Origin of the sequence: Microcystis panniformis FACHB-1757, assembly GCF_001264245.1 — a bacterium.
GTDB classification, from domain to species: domain Bacteria; phylum Cyanobacteriota; class Cyanobacteriia; order Cyanobacteriales; family Microcystaceae; genus Microcystis; species Microcystis panniformis.
This window is the reverse complement of sequence record NZ_CP011339.1, coordinates 2,242,368-2,260,464: the sequence shown is the minus strand read 5'-3', so window position 1 is coordinate 2,260,464 and position 18,097 is coordinate 2,242,368. Positions and strand designations below refer to the sequence as shown.

The following is an 18,097-nucleotide window of genomic DNA, read 5'->3' as shown; positions in this document are numbered from 1 at the left end:
GAGTTAGTTAATTCTTCTGCGCTTTCTTTGACTACTGTTGAGGTCACTGCTGCCATAATTTTTGAATAATAAGAGTTATGGTCGGTCAAGCGTCAAAACATCTAAGCTTTTCCTTGACCCCAGCAATGTAAAGTTTAATTAAGAGAAAGACTTCTAGCTCCGATCCGATGTTATATTAATAATTGAGGCTAGAGAGAAAAGCCTCCCTGACAGATCAACTGGCAAGGTTATAAGGTCAAGTTCACAAAGGAGTAAACCCTGTTAAAGTTACATTCTGTCTCGATAACGACGATAACAGCGACCGACCTGAACGCTCATATTTCCTAGAGTAGAGAACAAGGGAGTTAGGCAATTGCAACTAAGGTTCAATGCTTCTCCAACCAGTCTCAAGTTATGAGGGGAAATACCTGAGAATCGGTAAACTGGTCGCTGTTATTGTTTGTCAACACAAGTAATTGATAATTGCAGTCGCTCTCCTTTGATGAGATAATAGAAAGTCTTCTGTTCAAAAGGATATCGATAGGATGCGACTCTCTCAACAGCTTTTTGTCACCCTCCGGGAAGATCCGGCCGAGGCGGAAATCCCCAGTCATAAATGCTTGGTGCGTGCCGGTTACATTCGTCGCATTGGCAGCGGCATTTACGCCTATTTACCCCTGATGTGGCGGGTTTTACAGAAAGTCTCCCAGATAGTCCGGGAAGAAATGAACAAAGCCGGCGCCCAAGAATGTTTACTTCCCCAACTGCAACCGGCGGAACTCTGGCAAGAATCAGGCCGTTGGGACACCTACACAAAAGCAGAAGGGATTATGTTTGCCCTGACGGACCGGCAAAACCGGGAGTTAGGATTAGGACCGACTCATGAAGAAGTAATTACTGCCGTCGCTCGTGATTTAATTCGTTCCTATCGACAATTACCAGTTAATTTATATCAAATTCAAACTAAATTTCGCGATGAAATTCGCCCTCGTTTTGGTTTAATGCGGGGACGAGAATTTATTATGAAAGATGCCTATTCTTTCAATCTCGACGAGGAATGTTTAAAGAAAACCTATCAAGCGATGGATATAGCTTACCGCAATATTTTCCGCCGTTGTGGGTTAGCTTTTCGGGCAGTAGAAGCCGATTCTGGAGCGATTGGCGGTTCCGCATCCCAAGAATTTATGGTCTTAGCTGATGCTGGAGAAGATGAGGTTTTATTTACCGCCGATGAAAAGTATGCGGCTAATGTGGAAAAAGCCGTTTCTTTGCCGGCAGATAAAGTGGCTTCTCCCTTTAAAAAGTTGGCTAAAAAAGAGACTCCTAACACCAACACGATCGAAAGTTTAGCTAAATTTCTCGATTGTTCTGCCACCGCTATCGTCAAAAATGTTCTCTACGAAGTGGTGTATGATAGCGGCATAACTGTTTTAGTTTTACTGCATATTCGCGGTGATCAAGAGGTTAACGAAGTTAAACTACAAAATGAATTAGTTAGACAGGCGAGCCGTTACAATGCTAAAACAATTTTGGCTTTAAAAATACCCGATGCTGCCGCTCAACAGCAATGGGCAACTAAACCTTTACCTTTAGGTTATATTGCTCCTGACTTAGAAGATAATTTGCTCAAAAAAGCCAGCGATATCGCTCCTCAGTTTTTACGCATAGCAGACAACACGGTGACAGACTTAGAAAACTTTATCACCGGTGCTAATGAAACTGGGTTTCATGTAGTGGGAGCTAATTGGGGTCAAGATTTTATCTTACCGGAATTAATCGTCGATCTACGCAAAGCCCGGGTAGGTGATCGAGCTATTCATGATCCTAATCAAACCTTGCAAAGTGCCAGAGGAATTGAAGTCGGTCATATCTTCCAATTGGGCTATAAATATTCTCAAGCTATGAATGCTTTTTATACTAATGAAGCGGGAGAATCTACCCCCATTTGTATGGGTTGTTATGGGATTGGAGTATCGCGTTTAGCCCAGGCAGCCGTAGAACAATCCTACGATAAAGATGGTATTATTTGGCCCGTAGCTATTGCCCCCTATCAAGCGATTGTGGTTATTCCTAATTTAGCCGATGCCGAGCAGGTAAAAACCGCCGAAAGTTTATACAATGAGTTAAATCAAGCCGGCATTGAAACCCTTTTAGATGACCGGAATGAACGTGCGGGAGTTAAGTTCAAAGATGCGGATTTAATTGGGATTCCCTATCGCATTGTCACGGGTAAATCTCTCAAATCGGGTAAGGTGGAATTAGTCGAAAGAGCCAGTAAAAAAGCGTCAGAAGTAGCAATTAATGAGGTGGTTTCCTATTTAAAAACTGCTATTTCAAAGGTAAATGCTTCTGATTAAGTGATTAAATATACAGATAATTTTGCTTGTTTATGGGTCTGATGAGCGAAGATGGCTGGTTTAAGGCATCAAAAACTGTTCCCTGTTGCCACTCAAAGACTTTTTCAGCATTACTGTTTGAGTTTTGGGGGATTTTTCTCTAAAGCAGCTAATAAGTAGGGAGGCACAATTATTTGTAGGATGGGTTAGCGGTAGCGTAACATGAGCGGGGGTTGGGTTTCATGCTTCAACCCAACCTACGTTCATCTTATATTTAATTCCACCCACCTACTTAGGGCTGGCTGAATAATGGTAAAACCTTTTTAAAATAAGGCTTTTGACCTGTTAAAATCCGATGTTGGTGCCAGAATATAGGATTGGGACATTCAAAAACCTGGCATTATTCTTTTTATAGTACATAAACTGGTACAAAAAAGAAGGGCAACAAAGCCTGAAACGACCGACTCCTAACCCCACCAACAAACTTTTTCAGCAAACCCTAACTAAGACTTGCTCCAGTGGAATATGAGTCAGAAAAAATGTTTTTCCTTCCGAATCTCGCAAAGCTTCTAGATAGGTATCAATTCCTCGCGGTTCGGGCCAATTTTCAACATCTGCTAAATGCAAAGCAATTTAATGTGACTTCCTCGTTGACTGTGAATAGTAAAGCCAAATCGAGCGAGAATTTTGATCACGTCTTTGCCTGATAGTTGTTTCAGTTTAGGCATATTCAGGCTGTAACTCAACCGTAATCTGTAGAGAAGGTTTGGCAACTAGACCAAACTCACTAGGCTCTTCTCCTTCTAAATATAATAAGACAGCTTCTTTGAGATTATTAACCACCTCATCTAAGGTATTTCCCTGGGTCACAACCGAAATTTCCGCGCATTCGGCTACATATTCTTGTTGTTCACCAGAATAAATAATTGCCGTAATTTTTGAACTTAATTCAGCCATAATTGCTCAGATAAAATTCGTTTTGAGTGTAATATAGTATATTTTTGCTATGGGGAAATAGCCTGAAAAATTGGGAGAGATTTGTCTCGTGCAGTGTAGTCTTCGATAAGTAGATCTAGGACTTCAAGGGCATTTTGTAGGGCTGCATTGTAGGTTTCACCCTGGGTATGAGCATAGGGGCCAAATTCAGGGAGATGGGCGATAAATTTGTTGTATTGTTGTGACCATTGAATAAAAATACTATAGTGATAATTGGCTCTTCTGGTTTCTGTGTGGAAACGGGGTCTATACTGATAGTTTCTTCAGCAAAATAGTCCTCAAAGTCTTTCTAGGTAAATATTTCACGATTCTATAAGCAAAAATTATCACACAAAGTCGAGAAGAGCCGATAATTCATGGGTTGTCTCCTTGATTTAATTTTGCTAGTTCCTGAAGTGCATTTCTTACGTCTTTTTCCCGGTAGCGATCAGCATCACTACTATCTTTGCCTGACAGGGGCAAGCTATATTCTAAACGGGGATGAATTCAGACATTATGACCGCTCTTACCTAATCTCCATAGTGTGTTTTAGTACGAATAATCAGAATAGTTTGATCGTCTTCATAAATTTTATAAAGCAGACGATCTTTTCTATTTAGGCGATAGGAATACAAGCCTTCTAAATCGCCTTTTAAGGATTTGCCAATATAGGGATTAATTGCAATTATGTTAGTTAAAATTTATTGAAGTTTGACTTTTTGTTTTTGGGTGAGTTCGTCGGTATCTTTTCGCGCTTGTTTAGAAAAGACAATTGTGTAGGTTGTCATCCAAATACTTGTTCCATTATCAGGGTTTCTCCTGCGGCATATTCTCGTCGTGCTGATGCAATATGTTGTAATAGTTTGGAATCTTGCATGAGTTCGGAGGTTTCAGCTAAGGATTCCCATTCTTCTTGAGTAATGAGAATATAACTGCGATTTTCACGAACGATCACTACTCCATCGGGTTCTTTTTCAGTGCGATCACAGAGTTCTTCTAGGTTGGCTTTGGCGTAATCAACGGTGACTTGATACATAAATCGCTTACGGTTTGTGGGGATTACTCTTATAATAAAGCAAAAGATGTTTTCATGATTTATTTTGGGCTTTTTGGTTCTGATCGAGAAGAAGGCGATATAACAACTTCAGTAATGATTTAAGCCGTAACTTGCATAATGTTTATTTTGGCTTTTCCGAGATCATGGTGTAAAATGTTCTATGAACGGTTAAATACTAGGAGATATTACTGAACTGAGAATATTTGGGCTATGCGGAAATAGCCTGGAGAGGTGGGAGAGATTTGTCTCGTGCAGTGTAGTCTTCGATAAGTATATATAGAACTTCAAGGGCATTTTGTAGGGCTGCATGGTAGGTTTCACCATGGGTATGAGCATAAGGGACAAATTCAGGGAGATGGGCGATAAATTTGTTGTCTTCTTCTGACCATTGAATAAAAATACTATAGTGATAATTCATTGTTAATATCCTCAATTTCTTGAAAAACTTCTTCTAAAAAAGGAGCTTTTGAGCTTACTATATTATCTTCATGTCGATCATGCTTATGATGAGGAAATGAAGGAAAATTAAGTTTTTGATGATGAGGAGCATTATCATAACGGAAAATTAAATCACCTTTTTGATTGATATAGTGGTAAGAATATTTGCCTCGGTTTATGCTGATCTCTACTTCGACAAATTCTCGAATATAGAGCCGAGAGCCGTCAATAAAGGTAATATTTCCTCTAATAAAACCGAGACTCTCTGTCCGTTTTTATGTGTCAAGTTCAAAAGTTTGGATCATGGATGAGTTTGTGAGAAGTTTTCTAATTCTCTCAAAGTAAGTCTCAATCAACAAATTCAATCTCCTTAATGATGGCTATTTTTTGCTGTATTTTGTCAAGCATCCATGATTCTCCTAACCATTCATCAAAATCTTCACTGTGTTGTAATTGATCGTTGGTAAACAAATCAACAAACTGCTCTGTTGACCATTGATATTGGGTTTCAAATTCTTTTAAGCGAGCTTGAGTTTTTTGTAATCCGCTTTCTAAGTCCCGTAGCCGATTATTCAGATCGATTTTAATCATTGATTTAAGCGATTCTGGTTGACTAGAGCGCAGTTTAATCAGGTTTGTTGAGTTTGATTCTAGCGGTTGGGTTTGCATGGTGATTTTTTCTTGTCAGTGTTAATTTAGAGTAAAAAATGATTGCCACTCCATTGGGTTCTTTTGAGGTTTATTTTGGCTTTTCCGAGATCATGGTGTAAAATGTTCTATGAACGTTTAAACAGTGGAAGATATTACTAAACTGGTGCTTATCTTTAATTGTACTGCTTCTTATTGCAACTGTTGTTGCGCTAGTGACGCAGCGACTACAAACAACGATGAGGTAAAAAAATGAAGCTCAAAATCTGCAAAATCGGCAACTCATTAGGAGCCTCTTTCCCCAAAGAAGTTCTCGACAAACTCCAGGTGGGAGAAGGAGATACGATATACGTCACCGAAACGCCAGACGGGGTACAGTTAACCACCTACGACCCAGAATTCGAGCAAATTATGAAAGCAGCTTCTCAAGTTACCCGCCGCTATCGCAACGCCCTGCGGGAATTGGCCAAGTGAGCGAAATCATCTGGATTAGTGAACAAGCAGCCAGAGCAATTCACCACCAGCAACTCGCTCTCTTTGGCGGAGCCGAAGGCATCCTCGACCTAGGAAAACTCTCCAGCGCCCTCGCCAGACCTCGCCATCTCCACACTTACAACCCCGATGTCAGCCTGTACCAATTAGCCGCCGCTTATTGCTGGGGACTGGCAAAAAATCACCCCTTTGTGGACGGCAACAAGCGCACCGCTTTCGTCGTCATGGCGACTTTTCTCCAAGTTAATAGCATTGAGTTAATCGCTCCAGAAGCCGAGGTGGTGGCAACTATGCTGGCGGTGGCGGCTGGCGAGATGTCCGAAGAAGAACTTGGTGCTTGGCTTCAAGGCATAAATTGAATAAAGTGGAGGATTTCTGGAAGTAAATAAGAACGAAACAAAATAATACTCCCGTATCGCATAAAATCATAATTCTAAGCCTTGCTTGCGATATTTTTCTAGTAGTTGCTGTTTGATGTTCATGTTTTTTATTCTTCCTTTAAAAAAAGCTAATTTTGTCTTAGGTTACGCAACATTTCCACCATTTCGGGGGGAAAGCGTTGGCTTAATTCCTCATCAGGAAGTTGAGAAAGCATCAGATTATAATTATTTTTTACTGTTTGCGTGTTAGGGTGATTTTCGCCTAGTGTGGCTATCAAAATAGCAATCGCTCTTTGATAGAGAGGTTCTGCTTCTGTGTATTTCCCTTGAGACTGATAAAGATCCGCCAGATTGTTGAGACTGTTGGCCACATGAGGATGCTCTGCTCCTAATTGCTTTTCCCGAATCGCCAGTGCTCCCAAATAGAGGGGTTCTGCTTCTGCGTATTTCCCTTGATCATAATAAAGACCAGCCAGATTGTTGAGACTGTTGGCCACATCAGGATGCTCTTTTCCTAATTGCTTTTCTGTAATCGCCAGCGCTCGCAAAAAGAGAGGTTCGGCTTCTGCGTATTTCCCTTGAGAATCATAAAGTAACGCCAAATTGTTGAGACTGGTCGCCACATCAGGATGGTCGGAGCCTAATTGCTTTTCCGTAATCCCCAGCGAGTGCAAAAAGAGAGGTTCTGCTTCTGCGTATTTCCCTTGAAAATCATAAAGTAACGCCAAATTGTTGAGACTGGTCGCCACTTCAGGATGGTCGGAGCCTAATTGCTTTTCCGTAATCCCCAGCGAGTGCAAAAAGAGAGGTTCTGCTTTTGCGTATTTCCCTTGAGCGCAATAAAGATTCGCCAGATTGTTGAGACTGGTCGCCACAGCAGGATGCTCTTTTCCTAATAGCTTTTCCCGAATCGCCAGCGAGCGCAAAAAGAGAGGTTCTGCTTCTGCGTATTTCCCTTGATCATAATAAAGACCAGCCAGATTGTTGAGACTGTTGGCCACATCAGGATGCTCTTCTCCTAATTGCTTTTCTGTAATTGCCTGCGCTCGCAAAAAGAGAGGTTCTGCTTTTGCGTATTTCCCTTGAGCGCGATAAAGTTCCGCCAGATTGTTGAGACTGGTCGCCACATCAGGATGATTTTTGCCTAAGCGTTGTTCACTCAGAGTTAAACAGCGTTCACAATAAAGAACCCCTTGCTGATAAAGTCCCTGCGCTCGATAAAATGCACTTAAGCCATAAAAAGACCACGTTAAATCTTCATTATCTAACCATTGATCTAATTCCTCTGCAACAACTTTTAGATGCTCAATATCCGGCTCCAAGTTATCAATGTCTTTTAAGGTCAAAGTCCTCTTAATAGTTTTCGCAATCCCAACCATCACCTGACAATAGGCTCGCTTTGCTTCCTCCTTAAACGCCGATGCTTCTAACTTATCGCGCAAATACATCCGAATTAAAGTATGCAAGTCATAGTTCTGATTATCAACATCATTTAGCAAGTTTAAATTTACCAAATGTCGTAAATCAGTCCTAGTCGGTATCGGTAAATCAGGCGGATCAATAGACGCAGAAACCGATTTAGATAGACCAAACCAGCGTGAAAATGTCGGAAAATATCTCTCTATAGCTCCCCTTTTTAAGGGTTGGGGTTGGGGGTATCTCTCCTCAAACAAAGACAAAATTAACTTTTCATTAATCCGACTTTCCGCAAACAAACTGAGCCATTCTCCTGCTAATCGAGAACTCTCACTCAACTCCCCCCAACTCAACTCAAACGCCGCTGCTACCTCCCTTTGAGCCGTCATAAAAGCATTTTGGGGAAATTGTAAACTCTCATCCTTTAATTTTTGCGCCTGTAACTGTGATAAAAGTTTTGTTAAGTCACAACTCATATACTGTCCATAGCGTCCCACCAACTCAATCCCTAACGGTAAATACCCCAACCATTTGACTAATTCTCTGGCTTTTTCTGGATTATTTACTACCGCATTGGGTAAAAAGACAGCCAACAATTCTACCGCCGCATCAGGACTTAACACTTCTAAATCAATCGGGTTAAAATTACGAGCAATCTGTTCATTACGAGTCGTAATAATCACCTTAAACCGCTTTTCTCCTTGAGGCGGTAAATAGTCTTTTATTTGTTTATAGCGACGCACATCATCAAAAATAATTAAGGCTTGATCCTGCTCATTTTTGAACCAATTATGCCAACAAAAACGAATCCGCTCTACCAATTCGCCTTCTGTCGGTAAAATTAATCCTAAATGAATCTGAGCAAAAGTTAAAATACTCAAACCCGGATCGCTTTCTGCTACATTTAACCAAAGAATCCCCCCTAGATAAGTCTTTTTGTGCCATTCTTGCCAACTATACCATAACGCTAATTCCGATTTACCAACACCACTCATACCCGTCAACGTCGAAATCGCCACGCGGTTAGCTTCCTGTAATTGGGTTGCTAATTGGCTTAAAACTTCATCACGTCCAACAAATTTCTCGACCCCACTATTGGGTAAATTGTGCGGGTTTTCTTTAACCTGTTTTGGTACAGATGGCAAAATTATTTTCTGCTCAATGGAAATCTGAGCATTATCGCCAAAAGTAGAAGCTTTAATTCCAGTTTGCTTAAATGGATTATTCATTAGGGAAAATAACGGTACATTTCTTTACGGTGTACAACTCGGACAAAAGCAATCATATTCTCCTCAACATAAATACCTATGCGGTAATCTCCTATTCTTAGCCGATAGTAACTGGGGTGGCCTTCAATAGCTTTGATATTTCTTAACTCAGCTAGATTATTGGCCGCTTCTACCTCCGCAATGACAGCTTCAATTCGTTGTCGTAGCTTACGATCTTTGATAGCGCCTAAATCTCGAAAAAAAAGGCGACGAAATTCAACTTGCATGATTTACTCTGCTAATAAAGAAAAAATTTCTTCTCGACTGACATTTTCATCATGAAGACCTTCTTCTATTGCTTTGGCTAGAGCCATATCCTCTATCACTTCATAAATTACGTCTGTTAAAGTTTCCCGTTCTTGCAATAATAACTCATGCAGAACCTCTTTAACAATAGGCTTGAGTGCTTGGGCTTGATCTTCTAACATTTTTGTCTCCTAATCTGTGTTTTATCTTTAATAAGATTATAGCCTGTGAAATAACAAAATGCCTACCCCGTGGAACAGGCTTCTGGTTCCTGTACTTGATCTTTGATCATATTAAAGTAAAAGCTTTAATTCCAGTTTGCTAAAGTTTGTCGTTCATTTTCCTTAATAAAACTAAGATTTAACTAACACTTGATCTATGGGAATATGAGTTAGAAAAAATGCTTCTCCTTCCGAATCTCGCAAAGCTTCTAAATAAGCATCAATCCCTCGCGGTTGGGGCAAGTTTTCAACATCTGCCAAATGCAAAGCCAAAGCTGATCGCATTTGCTCCGTTGTTTCTTCTAGAGTCGCACCTGTTGCTACACAACCCAATACATCGGGTGAATAAGCTGAAAATCCCGTCTCACTTTTTTCGAGAACAATTAGATATTTGTCGATCATTTTAACCCTGCTTGTTTAAGAATACTAGCTAAAGTTCCTTTACGAACATCATCACTTAATTTGCCAGCAACAGTCACCTTTCCCCTTTTTGTTGGATGCTCATATTGGCGATGACTACCGACTGTATTAACGAGAAACCAGCCATCTTTTTCTAATAATTTAATGACATCCCGAATCTTCGTAGTCATAAACTTACTCGATGTAACCCAAAAATTTCTTCTCGACTGACATTTTCATCGTCAAGACCTTCCTCTATTGCTTTGGCTAGAACCATATCCTCTATCATTTCATAAATTACATCTGTTAAAGTTTCCCGTTCTTGCAATAATAACTCATGCAGAACCTCTTTAACAATAGACTTGAGTGCTTGGGCTTGATCTTCTAACATTTTTGTCTCCTAATCAATCTTTTGGTTAATTTTAATAGTTGCTTTTCCTGTAACTCTTACCCTTGTTGTACCAATTTGTTCTGTTTTAGTCGTTGTTTTTCCTTTCACTGTTTGATCAATTTCAGCATCTAGTTCTCCCGCTTCAAAGTCATCTAAACCAACTTGGCTGATTTCCCCTGCTTGAATTTCCTGTCCTAAAATTCGTAACTCTTCAGCAAAAAGAGAATCTTCGTCTAAAATCACATCCAAATTTTTAGTGATAGTTTCAATGACCGTACTGTCCCCACTTTCCAATTTAGCTAATGCTTCATTGACCTTGAGCGATTTTCCCGTTAACCGATCCCTAATCTTTCCCCATAATACAGGAATTTTCGCCACAGCCTCCGCCGTAAAACGCTTGGCCAAATCTCCTGTACCTGATTTAACAAACTCCTGGATTGCCAACGTTACCAACACAATCGCGCTTAAAGGTTCAGTCATATTTAACTCCTTTGGTGTTTGGGTTGAAATACAATATTTGGGGTGCTGGTTTCTTATACCATGATTATATAGTAAAAATTGCTGCGGTGGGGTCATGGTTGATACAGTAAAGTTAATGCAGGTATCACTCTCTCGTCATGACATAATTATTAATAACATAAATCTCACTCATACTAAGCACAGCTTCCCTAAGATGTTACCCATTTAAACTGGGTGTTATAGTGTTATAAAACCAACTAGGAAACTGTCTCTTTCCCTGCCCTCATCTGGTCTTAACGGATAATTTAGATAGGTCAGCAGTTTAACTCGCACAAATTTTTAACTGGGATTGTTGCTATACTGGTGGCTCTTGACAAAAGATCATGTTAATTATTTTTCTGATGAGGATTATTAGTCACCTTTTCATGTACTATGGATCTATGGCAATATTTTTGAAGGATCACGATCGATGCAATCCCTAATGCTCAGAGTTAAAACTGCTTGGAGAAGTAAAAAAATAAGGGGAATTATATCGCTCCTATTGCTTTTTATCTTGATGCCAATTTTTCTTTATGCTTGTTTTAGTGATCTTCCTACTCAATCATCGGAGCAACTGCAGGGAACTCTCTCGGTTTGGTATCCAGAAGAGGGAAATTTAACTGAAGTACTAGGTCTCGGGTTGCAAGAGTTTGAAAAATTAAATCCGCAAGTGACAATTCTCGAACAAGCTATTCCTGTCGATGAGATACCCGAACGTTTTTTTAAACAATCTCAAAGCGGATTGGGTGCGAGTGTTATTCTAATTTTTTCGAGAAATATACCCAGATTAGTATCTCAAGGAATACTGGAGGAAATTGACCAGAAAAATCTAGATTTATCTATTTATTATCCTCCAACCCTGAAACAAGTTAGCTATCAAGGAAAAATCTATGGCATTCCCTTAGGTTCTCGTACCAATGTACTGTGTTATAATCAAAAAAAATTACAAGTTAGTCCCGATCCGGAGCTAAAGCAACCTCCCACCAGTTTAGAGGGATTAGTGGAACGTGCGCGCAAAGGTTATTCTGTGGGGATAGTTTCCTCTTTTGAAGATACTTTTTGGGGAATGGCAATTTTTGGCGGCTATTTGTGGGATGATCAAGGCAGGCTGCAACCTCGCCTATATGGTTGGGCAAAATGGCTAGAATGGCTAAAATTTGCTGCTTCACAGCCTAATTTTATCCTCAATCGTCAACGGGAATTACTCCATGATGCTTTTGCTAGAGGCCGCTTAACCTATTATGTGTGTAGTTCTATTGAAATTGCCGATTTAAAAAACAGTCTACAAGATGATCTCAGAGTCGCTTTACTTCCCCAAGAAACTCAAGGTAAAGCAGCACCAATTCTCTATACACGGGTGATGGTATTTAATCGCAATAATAGTGATAATGAAAATCGTTTGGGATTAGCTTTAGGAAAATTTCTCACTAATCCCGAACAACAATTACAAGCAATCACCCAAACAGAAAGTTTTATTCCCACTAATCGACGGGTGCAGATCGAAGGAAAATTACTACCGATCGAATCGGTATTATTACAACAATCTCAAAATGTCGTGGCAGTTCCTCTGGATGATTGGGAAAAGTCGAATCAAATTTTAGAACAAGGAGAATTTTGGTATGAAAGAGCGATCGCTGGAGAAATATCTTCCTCAGCAGCGGCCGAAAAACTGACACTTTATATTCAATCAGGTCTTGATTAAGAAGTCGGGAAAATAAATTAACATGAACAACAATATCCCCTCTCTTTCGGAGATAATTGCTAACCAATTATTATTTTTAGGACGCAGAAATGTTCAAAATCAATTAACGATCATTTTTCTGTCTTTAATTCTTGCTTGGTTATTATCAAAATGGTTATGGTCTTACTTAGAAAAAAGATTTCCTCACGTCACCACTTTTATCCATAGTGATAAAAAATTAACCATCCGTCAATATTTTGCTATCCTGATACAGTTTCTTAATTTTCCAGTTATTAGCCTAATTTTACTTGACTTAAGTTATCTAATTTTTTTCGGTCAAAACTGGACAAGAGGAATGATTAGTTTATGCATAAAATTAATGTGGTTTTATTTAGTTTATCGTGGTTTATTAGCTGGATTATACGCCAAGTTTTCCGTCAAGACAATTAAATATTATCATTTGCGGCTTTTAGCACCTTTATTGCTATTATTACTCCTGAGAACAATTATTAGTTTCTACAATAATATTCAGGAAATTGCTCAAGTATCTCCCTTTAATTTATTTAATAGTCCGATCACATTGAGAAGCATATTTATTTTGATAATAGCTCCCTATTTTCTGGTAATTATTGTTATTCTTATAGAAAGTATAATTCTGAGTATTACTAATTTAAATCAGCAAGCTAGTCGCGGTGAAATTGAAGCAACTTTACTTTTAGGACGTTATTTTTTCATTGTCTTAGGTTTTATTCTCATCTTGGGTTATGTGGGAGTTAATGCCACGGCAATAGCGGCAATTACTGGCGGTTTATCGGTGGGTATTGGTTTCGGTATGCAGCAAGTAGTCAGTAATTTTATTAGCGGTATTTTACTATTATTTGAAAAAGTTCTCAAACCCGGTGATATCATTAATATTGAAGGGCAAACTTCTCAGGTAAAAAAGCTAGGTATTCGAGCGACAACAGTGCAAATCCTCACGGATAATTCTGAAAAAATTATCCCCAATCAAAAGTTTTTTACTGAGGATGTCACCACCTATACGGGTAGTGATAACTTGATTTATTGTTCAATTGTTATCGGAGTTGGTTATAACTCTAACGCACAACAGGTGATGAATTTATTGCTAGACATTGCTGATCAACATCCTCACATACTTAAAAACCCGCAACCAGTAGCATTTTTTCTTAATTTTGGTGATTCTAGTTTAAACTTTGAATTAAAGTTCTGGTTGGATGATGTCAACAGAAAAAAGCGAGTAATTAGTGATATTAATTGTGCTATTCTCGCCAAGTTTACTCAACAGGGTATCGAGATTCCCTTCCCGCAACAAAATATTCACATTCGCAATGATTAGCAATTTATTCTGGTCAAAAACCCTAGCTGATTATTTTCATCTGAAGATATATCAATTCCACTTATTAAATCCATGTATTTATTGTTTTTTATTAATAGTTAATGTCTTGACATAAGATAGTATATTCAGAGATACTCAATCATATAGAATCAAAATCTCCCAGATTAATTTATCGAGGTTTTGCTGATGCTTTTTCGTCCTACTTGGCTTGGTACTTTATCGCTTGTCCTTGCCTTAAATTTGCCCCTTAGTGCCTCAGAAACCTGCGTCCCGATACCTTTGATCGGTGGTCAAGGAAACCAAGTAACCAAGACCGTTTCTCAACCGACCGTTCCTACTGTGTTCGGTGTCGATATCACTCGCAATAACTGGAATACCGATTGGGCGGTTCCGAGCGATCGCAACTGGCAAAAATTCGTGGCCACTATATCCTCGGATGAGGGTGGTTCCTTCGATATTCAGATGTACCTCAAGTACAGCGATCAAACCACGGGACAGTTTTTTAACCAACAAGATGTACGGATCGACCCGGGTAAACCCCTGACTATTACCGCCACACCGGAACCCAACGATGAACCCTATCAAGTCAATCTTTTTATCGGTGGTGTCAACCATTTCGGCAAGACCTACACGGTAACTGTTGTCGGCTGCTACCGCTAGAGCGTTTTTTTAATAGTGAGGAGTGAAAAATTATGGGATTCTCGCCATGCCGCCTGCTGATCTGGACTTTGCTCGGTTTATCGTTTCCTGTCCCCAGTGTTCTCGCCGAAGCGATAGATGACGGGAAAGCGATCGCTCCCCTGACCGTTGCCCCTTCCTTCTGTGAGGGTTTTACCCCCTTGACCAATAGGGTCGCCCCCTTGGTATTCGAGGGGGAAACCCGAACCGAGGAATTACCCGACAGTGCCTGTGCCAAGGATCTGGCGGGAGTAGGAGCGCCCGTTTTGCCAGCCTCTCCTCCCACAGAACCCACCCCGGCTCGGACCCCGAACGCACCGGAAAATCCCGCTCCCCAAGGCCAAGAGGATCGAGGTTGGCAGATTAAATTTCAGCCCTACGCGACCATTCCGATCAATACCTACGGAACCGCAACGGCCCGGGGACGTACCGTCAACTATCATCTCGATCTCGGGGAAGTATTACAATCGCTCCGGGTGACGGGTAGCGCGCGCGTGGAAGCCTGGAACGGTCGTTTCGGTTTGATTTTCGACGGTTATTACGCCAGCTTGAGAAACGTGATCAACCTCCAGAAGACAAGGGTTCGAGAGCCGAATTTTATCAACTCCTTGAATTGGTTGCTGAGTCGGGATGCCAACCAGAGAATTCAAAAAGCGATCAATGGACTCGAAGGCATCTCCCAGTCGGTCGATCGGATACAAGGATTAAAAGAAGAGGGGAGCTTTCAAGAGGCAGGAGACAAAATTCGAGCCTTACGACAGGATATAGCCCTAAAAACCGAACAATTAAGCCAATTACCGGCGGCAGCCCAAGAATTGCGCGATCAGATACGGCAAGAAGTCGCCCTTCGGGAGGAACAATTACAGGAACTGGAAACGGCGATCGATAACGCTCGGCAACGTTTCCAGCAAGAGATCGTTCCGAAAATCGAGCAGGCGCAGGAACTAAAGACGACCCTCGCAGAAATTCGACTGGAGGTGCGGCAAGAGGTCGAGCGAAAAGCCGAGCGCCTAAACGAATTTAAACAGGCTCTTGACAGCCTTCAAGGACAATTGGCCGAACGCCAGAATACTTTACAAGAAATGGTCGTAAAAATTCAGACTCTCCCCGAGGTGGATATAGGTGAGATTCGGGATAATATCGATATTCGAGATCTCCGGGATTTAGAGAAGAAAATAGCAGAATTACCCCGCGATCCTGCCTTTAGCGATCGGCTAGGAAATTTGAAGGATTTTCAAGAAAAGCTCTCGCAAATACAGGAAGCACTGGCTAGAGGGCAGGAAAAAATTCAAGAATTGCGGGGGTTAAAAGATAGCGAACCCCTGCAACAACTGCAAGGGAAGATTCAAGAGCTACAGCAGTTAAAAGATAGGGAACCCCTGCAACAACTGCAAGGGAAGATTGAGGAGTTGCGGCAGACTAAAGATAGCGAAATCCTCCAACAACTGCAAGCGAAAGTTCAGGAGCTACAGCAGTTAAAAGATAGCGAACCCCTGCAACAACTGCAAGCGAAACTCCAAGAGTTACGGGAGCTAAAAGATAGCGAACCCCTGCAACGACTCGAACAAGAAATTCAGAACGCCCGAGAATCGCTCGAACAACTAGAACAAACAATGCAACAGGTACAAGAATTCGCCGACAATCGCCAATTACAGCAACTCGAAGCGGATTCGGAAACAAACCTACAATTCGATCAGGGCATCTACGATTTCGCCGTCAGTTACCACATCGGCGCTCCGATCAGCCACGAACTGCCCGAAAAACCCTCTAATCGCTCTTTTCCCTTAATTTGGTTCCAGCCCTATGCGGGCCTTCGTCTCAATAGTATCAGCATCGATATCGAGGAAACGCTTACCGTACAGCTATCCAGTCCCCTCGTCAACTTCAGCCAAACCTTCCAACAAACCTTCAGTCAGGGGAGAACTTGGTTTGAACCGCTCCTCGGCGGGAAATTTGGGGTACAGGTGTCCGATCCGATCACTTTATGGATTCGGGGAGACGCTTCCGGTTTCGGGCTGGCCGGCGATACAGATCTAAGCTGGAACCTCCTCTTCGGAGTCGATTGGTGGGTGAATCGCCAAATTTCCCTGCAATTCGCCTATCGTTTCTACGGGATCGAGTATAAAAACGGTAGTGGCGATAACGCATTCGGTTTTACGGAAAACTTTAACGGACCCTTTCTCGCCGCCACTTTTCACTTTTAACTTAGTGTCAGCATTCGTCCCTCGCGCTTAGTGCGATGGGACGGGGCTTTTCAAGGGGCGAAGTAATTCGCCCCAGGGTTCCCCTCAAGAATACTGACCAACATATAGACAATTCTCAAAAACCATGTTATCATAGTTATAGTTTCTTGATAACTCTTATGTACAAAGCGTACAAATTCAGACTTAAGCCTAATACCGAGCAAGAAATAGCCTTAGCTAAAAGCTTTGGCTGTTGTCGTTGGTTTTGGAATTATTCCCTGAATTTATGCCAAGAAACCTATAAAACCACGGGAAAAGGACTGACACGAAACTATATTCAAGGACTATTGCCCAGTCTCAAAAAAGAATATGAGTGGTTGACAGATGCTTATTCCCAGTGCTTACAGGTTGTTGCTTTGAACTTATCGCAAGCTTATCAAAATTTCTTTGAGAAACGAGCTAGATTACCAAGATTCAAATCTAAACATGGTAAACAATCAATTAGCTATCCAGCTAAGGTCAAATTTGAAGGTGACTACCTCAAATTACCGGGTAAAGTTGGCTTAGTTTATTGTGTTCGTCATCGGGAATTTGCAGGAACAATTAAAACCGTTACTATCTCAAAAAACCCAGACGGTAAATACTACGCTTCTATTTTAGTTGATGATGGACAATCTCCCCTGCCCCCCTTGATAAGGGGGGTGCCGAAGGCGGGGGGAGCTACCCTTAATCAGGGTGGTGACGAAGACGGGGGGATAGATGGAAAAGCCATAGGAATTGATTTAGGACTTAATCATTTTGCTATTACCAGCAATGGTAGTAAATATGATAATCCTAAACATTTTGCTAAACATCAACGCAATCTAAAAAGGAAACAACAAAAGCTATCGCGTAAAAAGGAGGGAAGTAACAACCGTCAAAAAGCTAGACGTAAAGTAGCTAAAGTTCACTCTAAAATCTCAAGATGTCGTGAGGATTTTCTCCACAAGCTATCCCGTAAGATAGTTAACGAAAACCAAGTTATTGCTGTAGAAAACCTCAATGTTAAAGCCATGGTACGCAATCATAATTTAGCTAAGGCTATTAGTGATTGTAGTTGGGTAATGTTTTGTACAATGCTTAAATACAAGGCAGAATGGCAAGGAAAAACCTATATCGAAGTTGATAGGTTTTTCCCTAGTTCTAAGACTTGTCATGTCTGTCTAAATCAAGTGGGTAGTTTATCCCTTGATATGAGAATATGGACTTGTGAACATTGTCAGACAACTTATGACCGGGACATAAATGCGGCAATAAATATTCGAGATGAAAGCTTACGGATATTGTCGTTAGGAACTAGCGATACTGCCTATAGAGGGGATGTCAGACCAAAAGCTGGGCGTAAGTCTGTCTTGAGGCAATCCCCTGTGAAATAGGAAGCTCTCAACGACCTTGAGAGTAGTTCACTTATTGTCATT

Annotated in this window: 23 protein-coding genes; 8 read left to right on the top strand and 15 right to left on the bottom strand. The window is 40.9% G+C overall.

Annotated elements, in window-relative coordinates; translation table 11 throughout:
• Positions 1-524: 524 nt before the first annotated feature.
• Positions 525-2,336: a proline--tRNA ligase gene (locus VL20_RS10825; protein WP_052276511.1), complete on the top strand. Its 1,812-nt coding sequence runs from the start codon at positions 525-527 to the stop codon at positions 2,334-2,336.
• A 596-nt stretch (positions 2,337-2,932) separates the two neighbouring features.
• On the opposite strand, the gene VL20_RS28170 is transcribed toward VL20_RS10825, so the two are convergent.
• From VL20_RS28170 to VL20_RS10800, 8 genes are all read right to left on the bottom strand, one after another.
• Entirely contained in the window at positions 2,933-3,043 is a 111-nt protein-coding gene (locus tag VL20_RS28170) for a type II toxin-antitoxin system HicA family toxin (protein ID WP_223211819.1), read from the bottom strand.
• Positions 3,036-3,272 (bottom strand): type II toxin-antitoxin system HicB family antitoxin, encoded by a 237-nt coding sequence (locus VL20_RS10820; protein ID WP_052276510.1) that lies wholly within the window; start codon positions 3,270-3,272, stop codon positions 3,036-3,038. The genes VL20_RS28170 and VL20_RS10820 overlap by 8 nt, the downstream gene beginning before the upstream one ends.
• Positions 3,273-3,319: 47 nt before the next feature.
• Positions 3,320-3,511 carry a type II toxin-antitoxin system HicB family antitoxin gene (locus VL20_RS28165; RefSeq protein WP_072925204.1) on the bottom strand — a complete coding sequence of 64 codons (192 nt, stop codon included), beginning with the start codon at positions 3,509-3,511 and terminating at the stop codon, positions 3,320-3,322.
• A 309-nt stretch (positions 3,512-3,820) separates the two neighbouring features.
• Positions 3,821-3,925, bottom strand: a complete 105-nt coding sequence (locus tag VL20_RS33750) for a hypothetical protein (RefSeq protein WP_369800455.1) — start codon at positions 3,923-3,925, stop codon at positions 3,821-3,823.
• Between the two features lie 149 nt (positions 3,926-4,074).
• Positions 4,075-4,326 (bottom strand): type II toxin-antitoxin system Phd/YefM family antitoxin, encoded by a 252-nt coding sequence (locus VL20_RS10810; RefSeq protein ID WP_002802114.1) that lies wholly within the window; start codon positions 4,324-4,326, stop codon positions 4,075-4,077.
• 229 nt (positions 4,327-4,555) lie between these two features.
• Positions 4,556-4,765 carry a type II toxin-antitoxin system HicB family antitoxin gene (locus VL20_RS10805; RefSeq protein ID WP_002786743.1) on the bottom strand — a complete coding sequence of 70 codons (210 nt, stop codon included), beginning with the start codon at positions 4,763-4,765 and terminating at the stop codon, positions 4,556-4,558.
• Complete coding sequence (locus VL20_RS32555; RefSeq protein ID WP_249264857.1) at positions 4,749-4,964, bottom strand: toxin-antitoxin system TumE family protein; 216 nt, start codon at positions 4,962-4,964, stop codon at positions 4,749-4,751. Before VL20_RS32555 ends, VL20_RS10805 begins: the two co-directional genes overlap by 17 nt.
• 169 nt (positions 4,965-5,133) lie before the next feature.
• Positions 5,134-5,454: a hypothetical protein gene (locus tag VL20_RS10800; protein WP_052276509.1), complete on the bottom strand. Its 321-nt coding sequence runs from the start codon at positions 5,452-5,454 to the stop codon at positions 5,134-5,136.
• Between the two features lie 231 nt (positions 5,455-5,685).
• Here VL20_RS10800 and VL20_RS10795 point away from each other — a divergent pair, with 231 nt between their 5' ends.
• A complete protein-coding gene (locus tag VL20_RS10795; protein ID WP_052276508.1) occupies positions 5,686-5,907 on the top strand; it encodes an AbrB/MazE/SpoVT family DNA-binding domain-containing protein in 222 nt (73 codons plus the stop codon).
• Positions 5,904-6,284 (top strand): type II toxin-antitoxin system death-on-curing family toxin, encoded by a 381-nt coding sequence (locus tag VL20_RS10790; RefSeq protein ID WP_002745094.1) that lies wholly within the window; start codon positions 5,904-5,906, stop codon positions 6,282-6,284. Before VL20_RS10795 ends, VL20_RS10790 begins: the two co-directional genes overlap by 4 nt.
• 149 nt (positions 6,285-6,433) lie before the next feature.
• On the opposite strand, the gene VL20_RS10785 is transcribed toward VL20_RS10790, so the two are convergent.
• The 7 genes from VL20_RS10785 to VL20_RS32550 form a co-directional block, all read right to left on the bottom strand.
• On the bottom strand, positions 6,434-8,950 hold the full coding sequence (locus tag VL20_RS10785) for a tetratricopeptide repeat protein (RefSeq protein WP_052276507.1): 2,517 nt from the start codon (positions 8,948-8,950) through the stop codon (positions 6,434-6,436).
• Positions 8,950-9,216 carry a type II toxin-antitoxin system RelE family toxin gene (locus tag VL20_RS10780; RefSeq protein WP_052276506.1) on the bottom strand — a complete coding sequence of 89 codons (267 nt, stop codon included), beginning with the start codon at positions 9,214-9,216 and terminating at the stop codon, positions 8,950-8,952. Before VL20_RS10780 ends, VL20_RS10785 begins: the two co-directional genes overlap by 1 nt.
• Positions 9,217-9,219: 3 nt before the next feature.
• A complete protein-coding gene (locus VL20_RS10775) occupies positions 9,220-9,417 on the bottom strand; it encodes a hypothetical protein (protein WP_002786733.1) in 198 nt (65 codons plus the stop codon).
• Between the two features lie 171 nt (positions 9,418-9,588).
• Complete coding sequence (locus tag VL20_RS10770) at positions 9,589-9,858, bottom strand: type II toxin-antitoxin system HicB family antitoxin (RefSeq protein WP_002745090.1); 270 nt, start codon at positions 9,856-9,858, stop codon at positions 9,589-9,591.
• On the bottom strand, positions 9,855-10,046 hold the full coding sequence (locus VL20_RS10765; protein WP_002745088.1) for a type II toxin-antitoxin system HicA family toxin: 192 nt from the start codon (positions 10,044-10,046) through the stop codon (positions 9,855-9,857). The genes VL20_RS10770 and VL20_RS10765 overlap by 4 nt, the downstream gene beginning before the upstream one ends.
• Positions 10,043-10,246 carry a hypothetical protein gene (locus VL20_RS10760; RefSeq protein ID WP_002745086.1) on the bottom strand — a complete coding sequence of 68 codons (204 nt, stop codon included), beginning with the start codon at positions 10,244-10,246 and terminating at the stop codon, positions 10,043-10,045. The genes VL20_RS10765 and VL20_RS10760 overlap by 4 nt, the downstream gene beginning before the upstream one ends.
• 9 nt (positions 10,247-10,255) lie before the next feature.
• Positions 10,256-10,822 carry a hypothetical protein gene (locus VL20_RS32550; protein ID WP_249264855.1) on the bottom strand — a complete coding sequence of 189 codons (567 nt, stop codon included), beginning with the start codon at positions 10,820-10,822 and terminating at the stop codon, positions 10,256-10,258.
• Positions 10,823-11,174: 352 nt separating this feature from the next.
• Between VL20_RS32550 and VL20_RS10750 the strand changes: the two genes are divergently transcribed.
• The 5 genes from VL20_RS10750 to VL20_RS10730 all read left to right on the top strand — a co-directional run bounded on the left by VL20_RS10750 (position 11,175) and on the right by VL20_RS10730 (position 18,055).
• Positions 11,175-12,446 (top strand): sugar ABC transporter substrate-binding protein, encoded by a 1,272-nt coding sequence (locus VL20_RS10750; protein WP_052276505.1) that lies wholly within the window; start codon positions 11,175-11,177, stop codon positions 12,444-12,446.
• Between the two features lie 22 nt (positions 12,447-12,468).
• Positions 12,469-13,779: a mechanosensitive ion channel family protein gene (locus tag VL20_RS10745; protein WP_052276504.1), complete on the top strand. Its 1,311-nt coding sequence runs from the start codon at positions 12,469-12,471 to the stop codon at positions 13,777-13,779.
• Between the two features lie 186 nt (positions 13,780-13,965).
• Positions 13,966-14,439: a hypothetical protein gene (locus tag VL20_RS10740; protein ID WP_081417847.1), complete on the top strand. Its 474-nt coding sequence runs from the start codon at positions 13,966-13,968 to the stop codon at positions 14,437-14,439.
• Positions 14,440-14,471: 32 nt separating this feature from the next.
• Positions 14,472-16,661 carry a chromosome partitioning protein ParA gene (locus tag VL20_RS10735; RefSeq protein ID WP_052276502.1) on the top strand — a complete coding sequence of 730 codons (2,190 nt, stop codon included), beginning with the start codon at positions 14,472-14,474 and terminating at the stop codon, positions 16,659-16,661.
• Positions 16,662-16,819: 158 nt separating this feature from the next.
• Entirely contained in the window at positions 16,820-18,055 is a 1,236-nt protein-coding gene (locus tag VL20_RS10730; protein ID WP_052276501.1) for an RNA-guided endonuclease TnpB family protein, read from the top strand.
• The last annotated feature ends 42 nt before the right edge of the window (positions 18,056-18,097 follow it).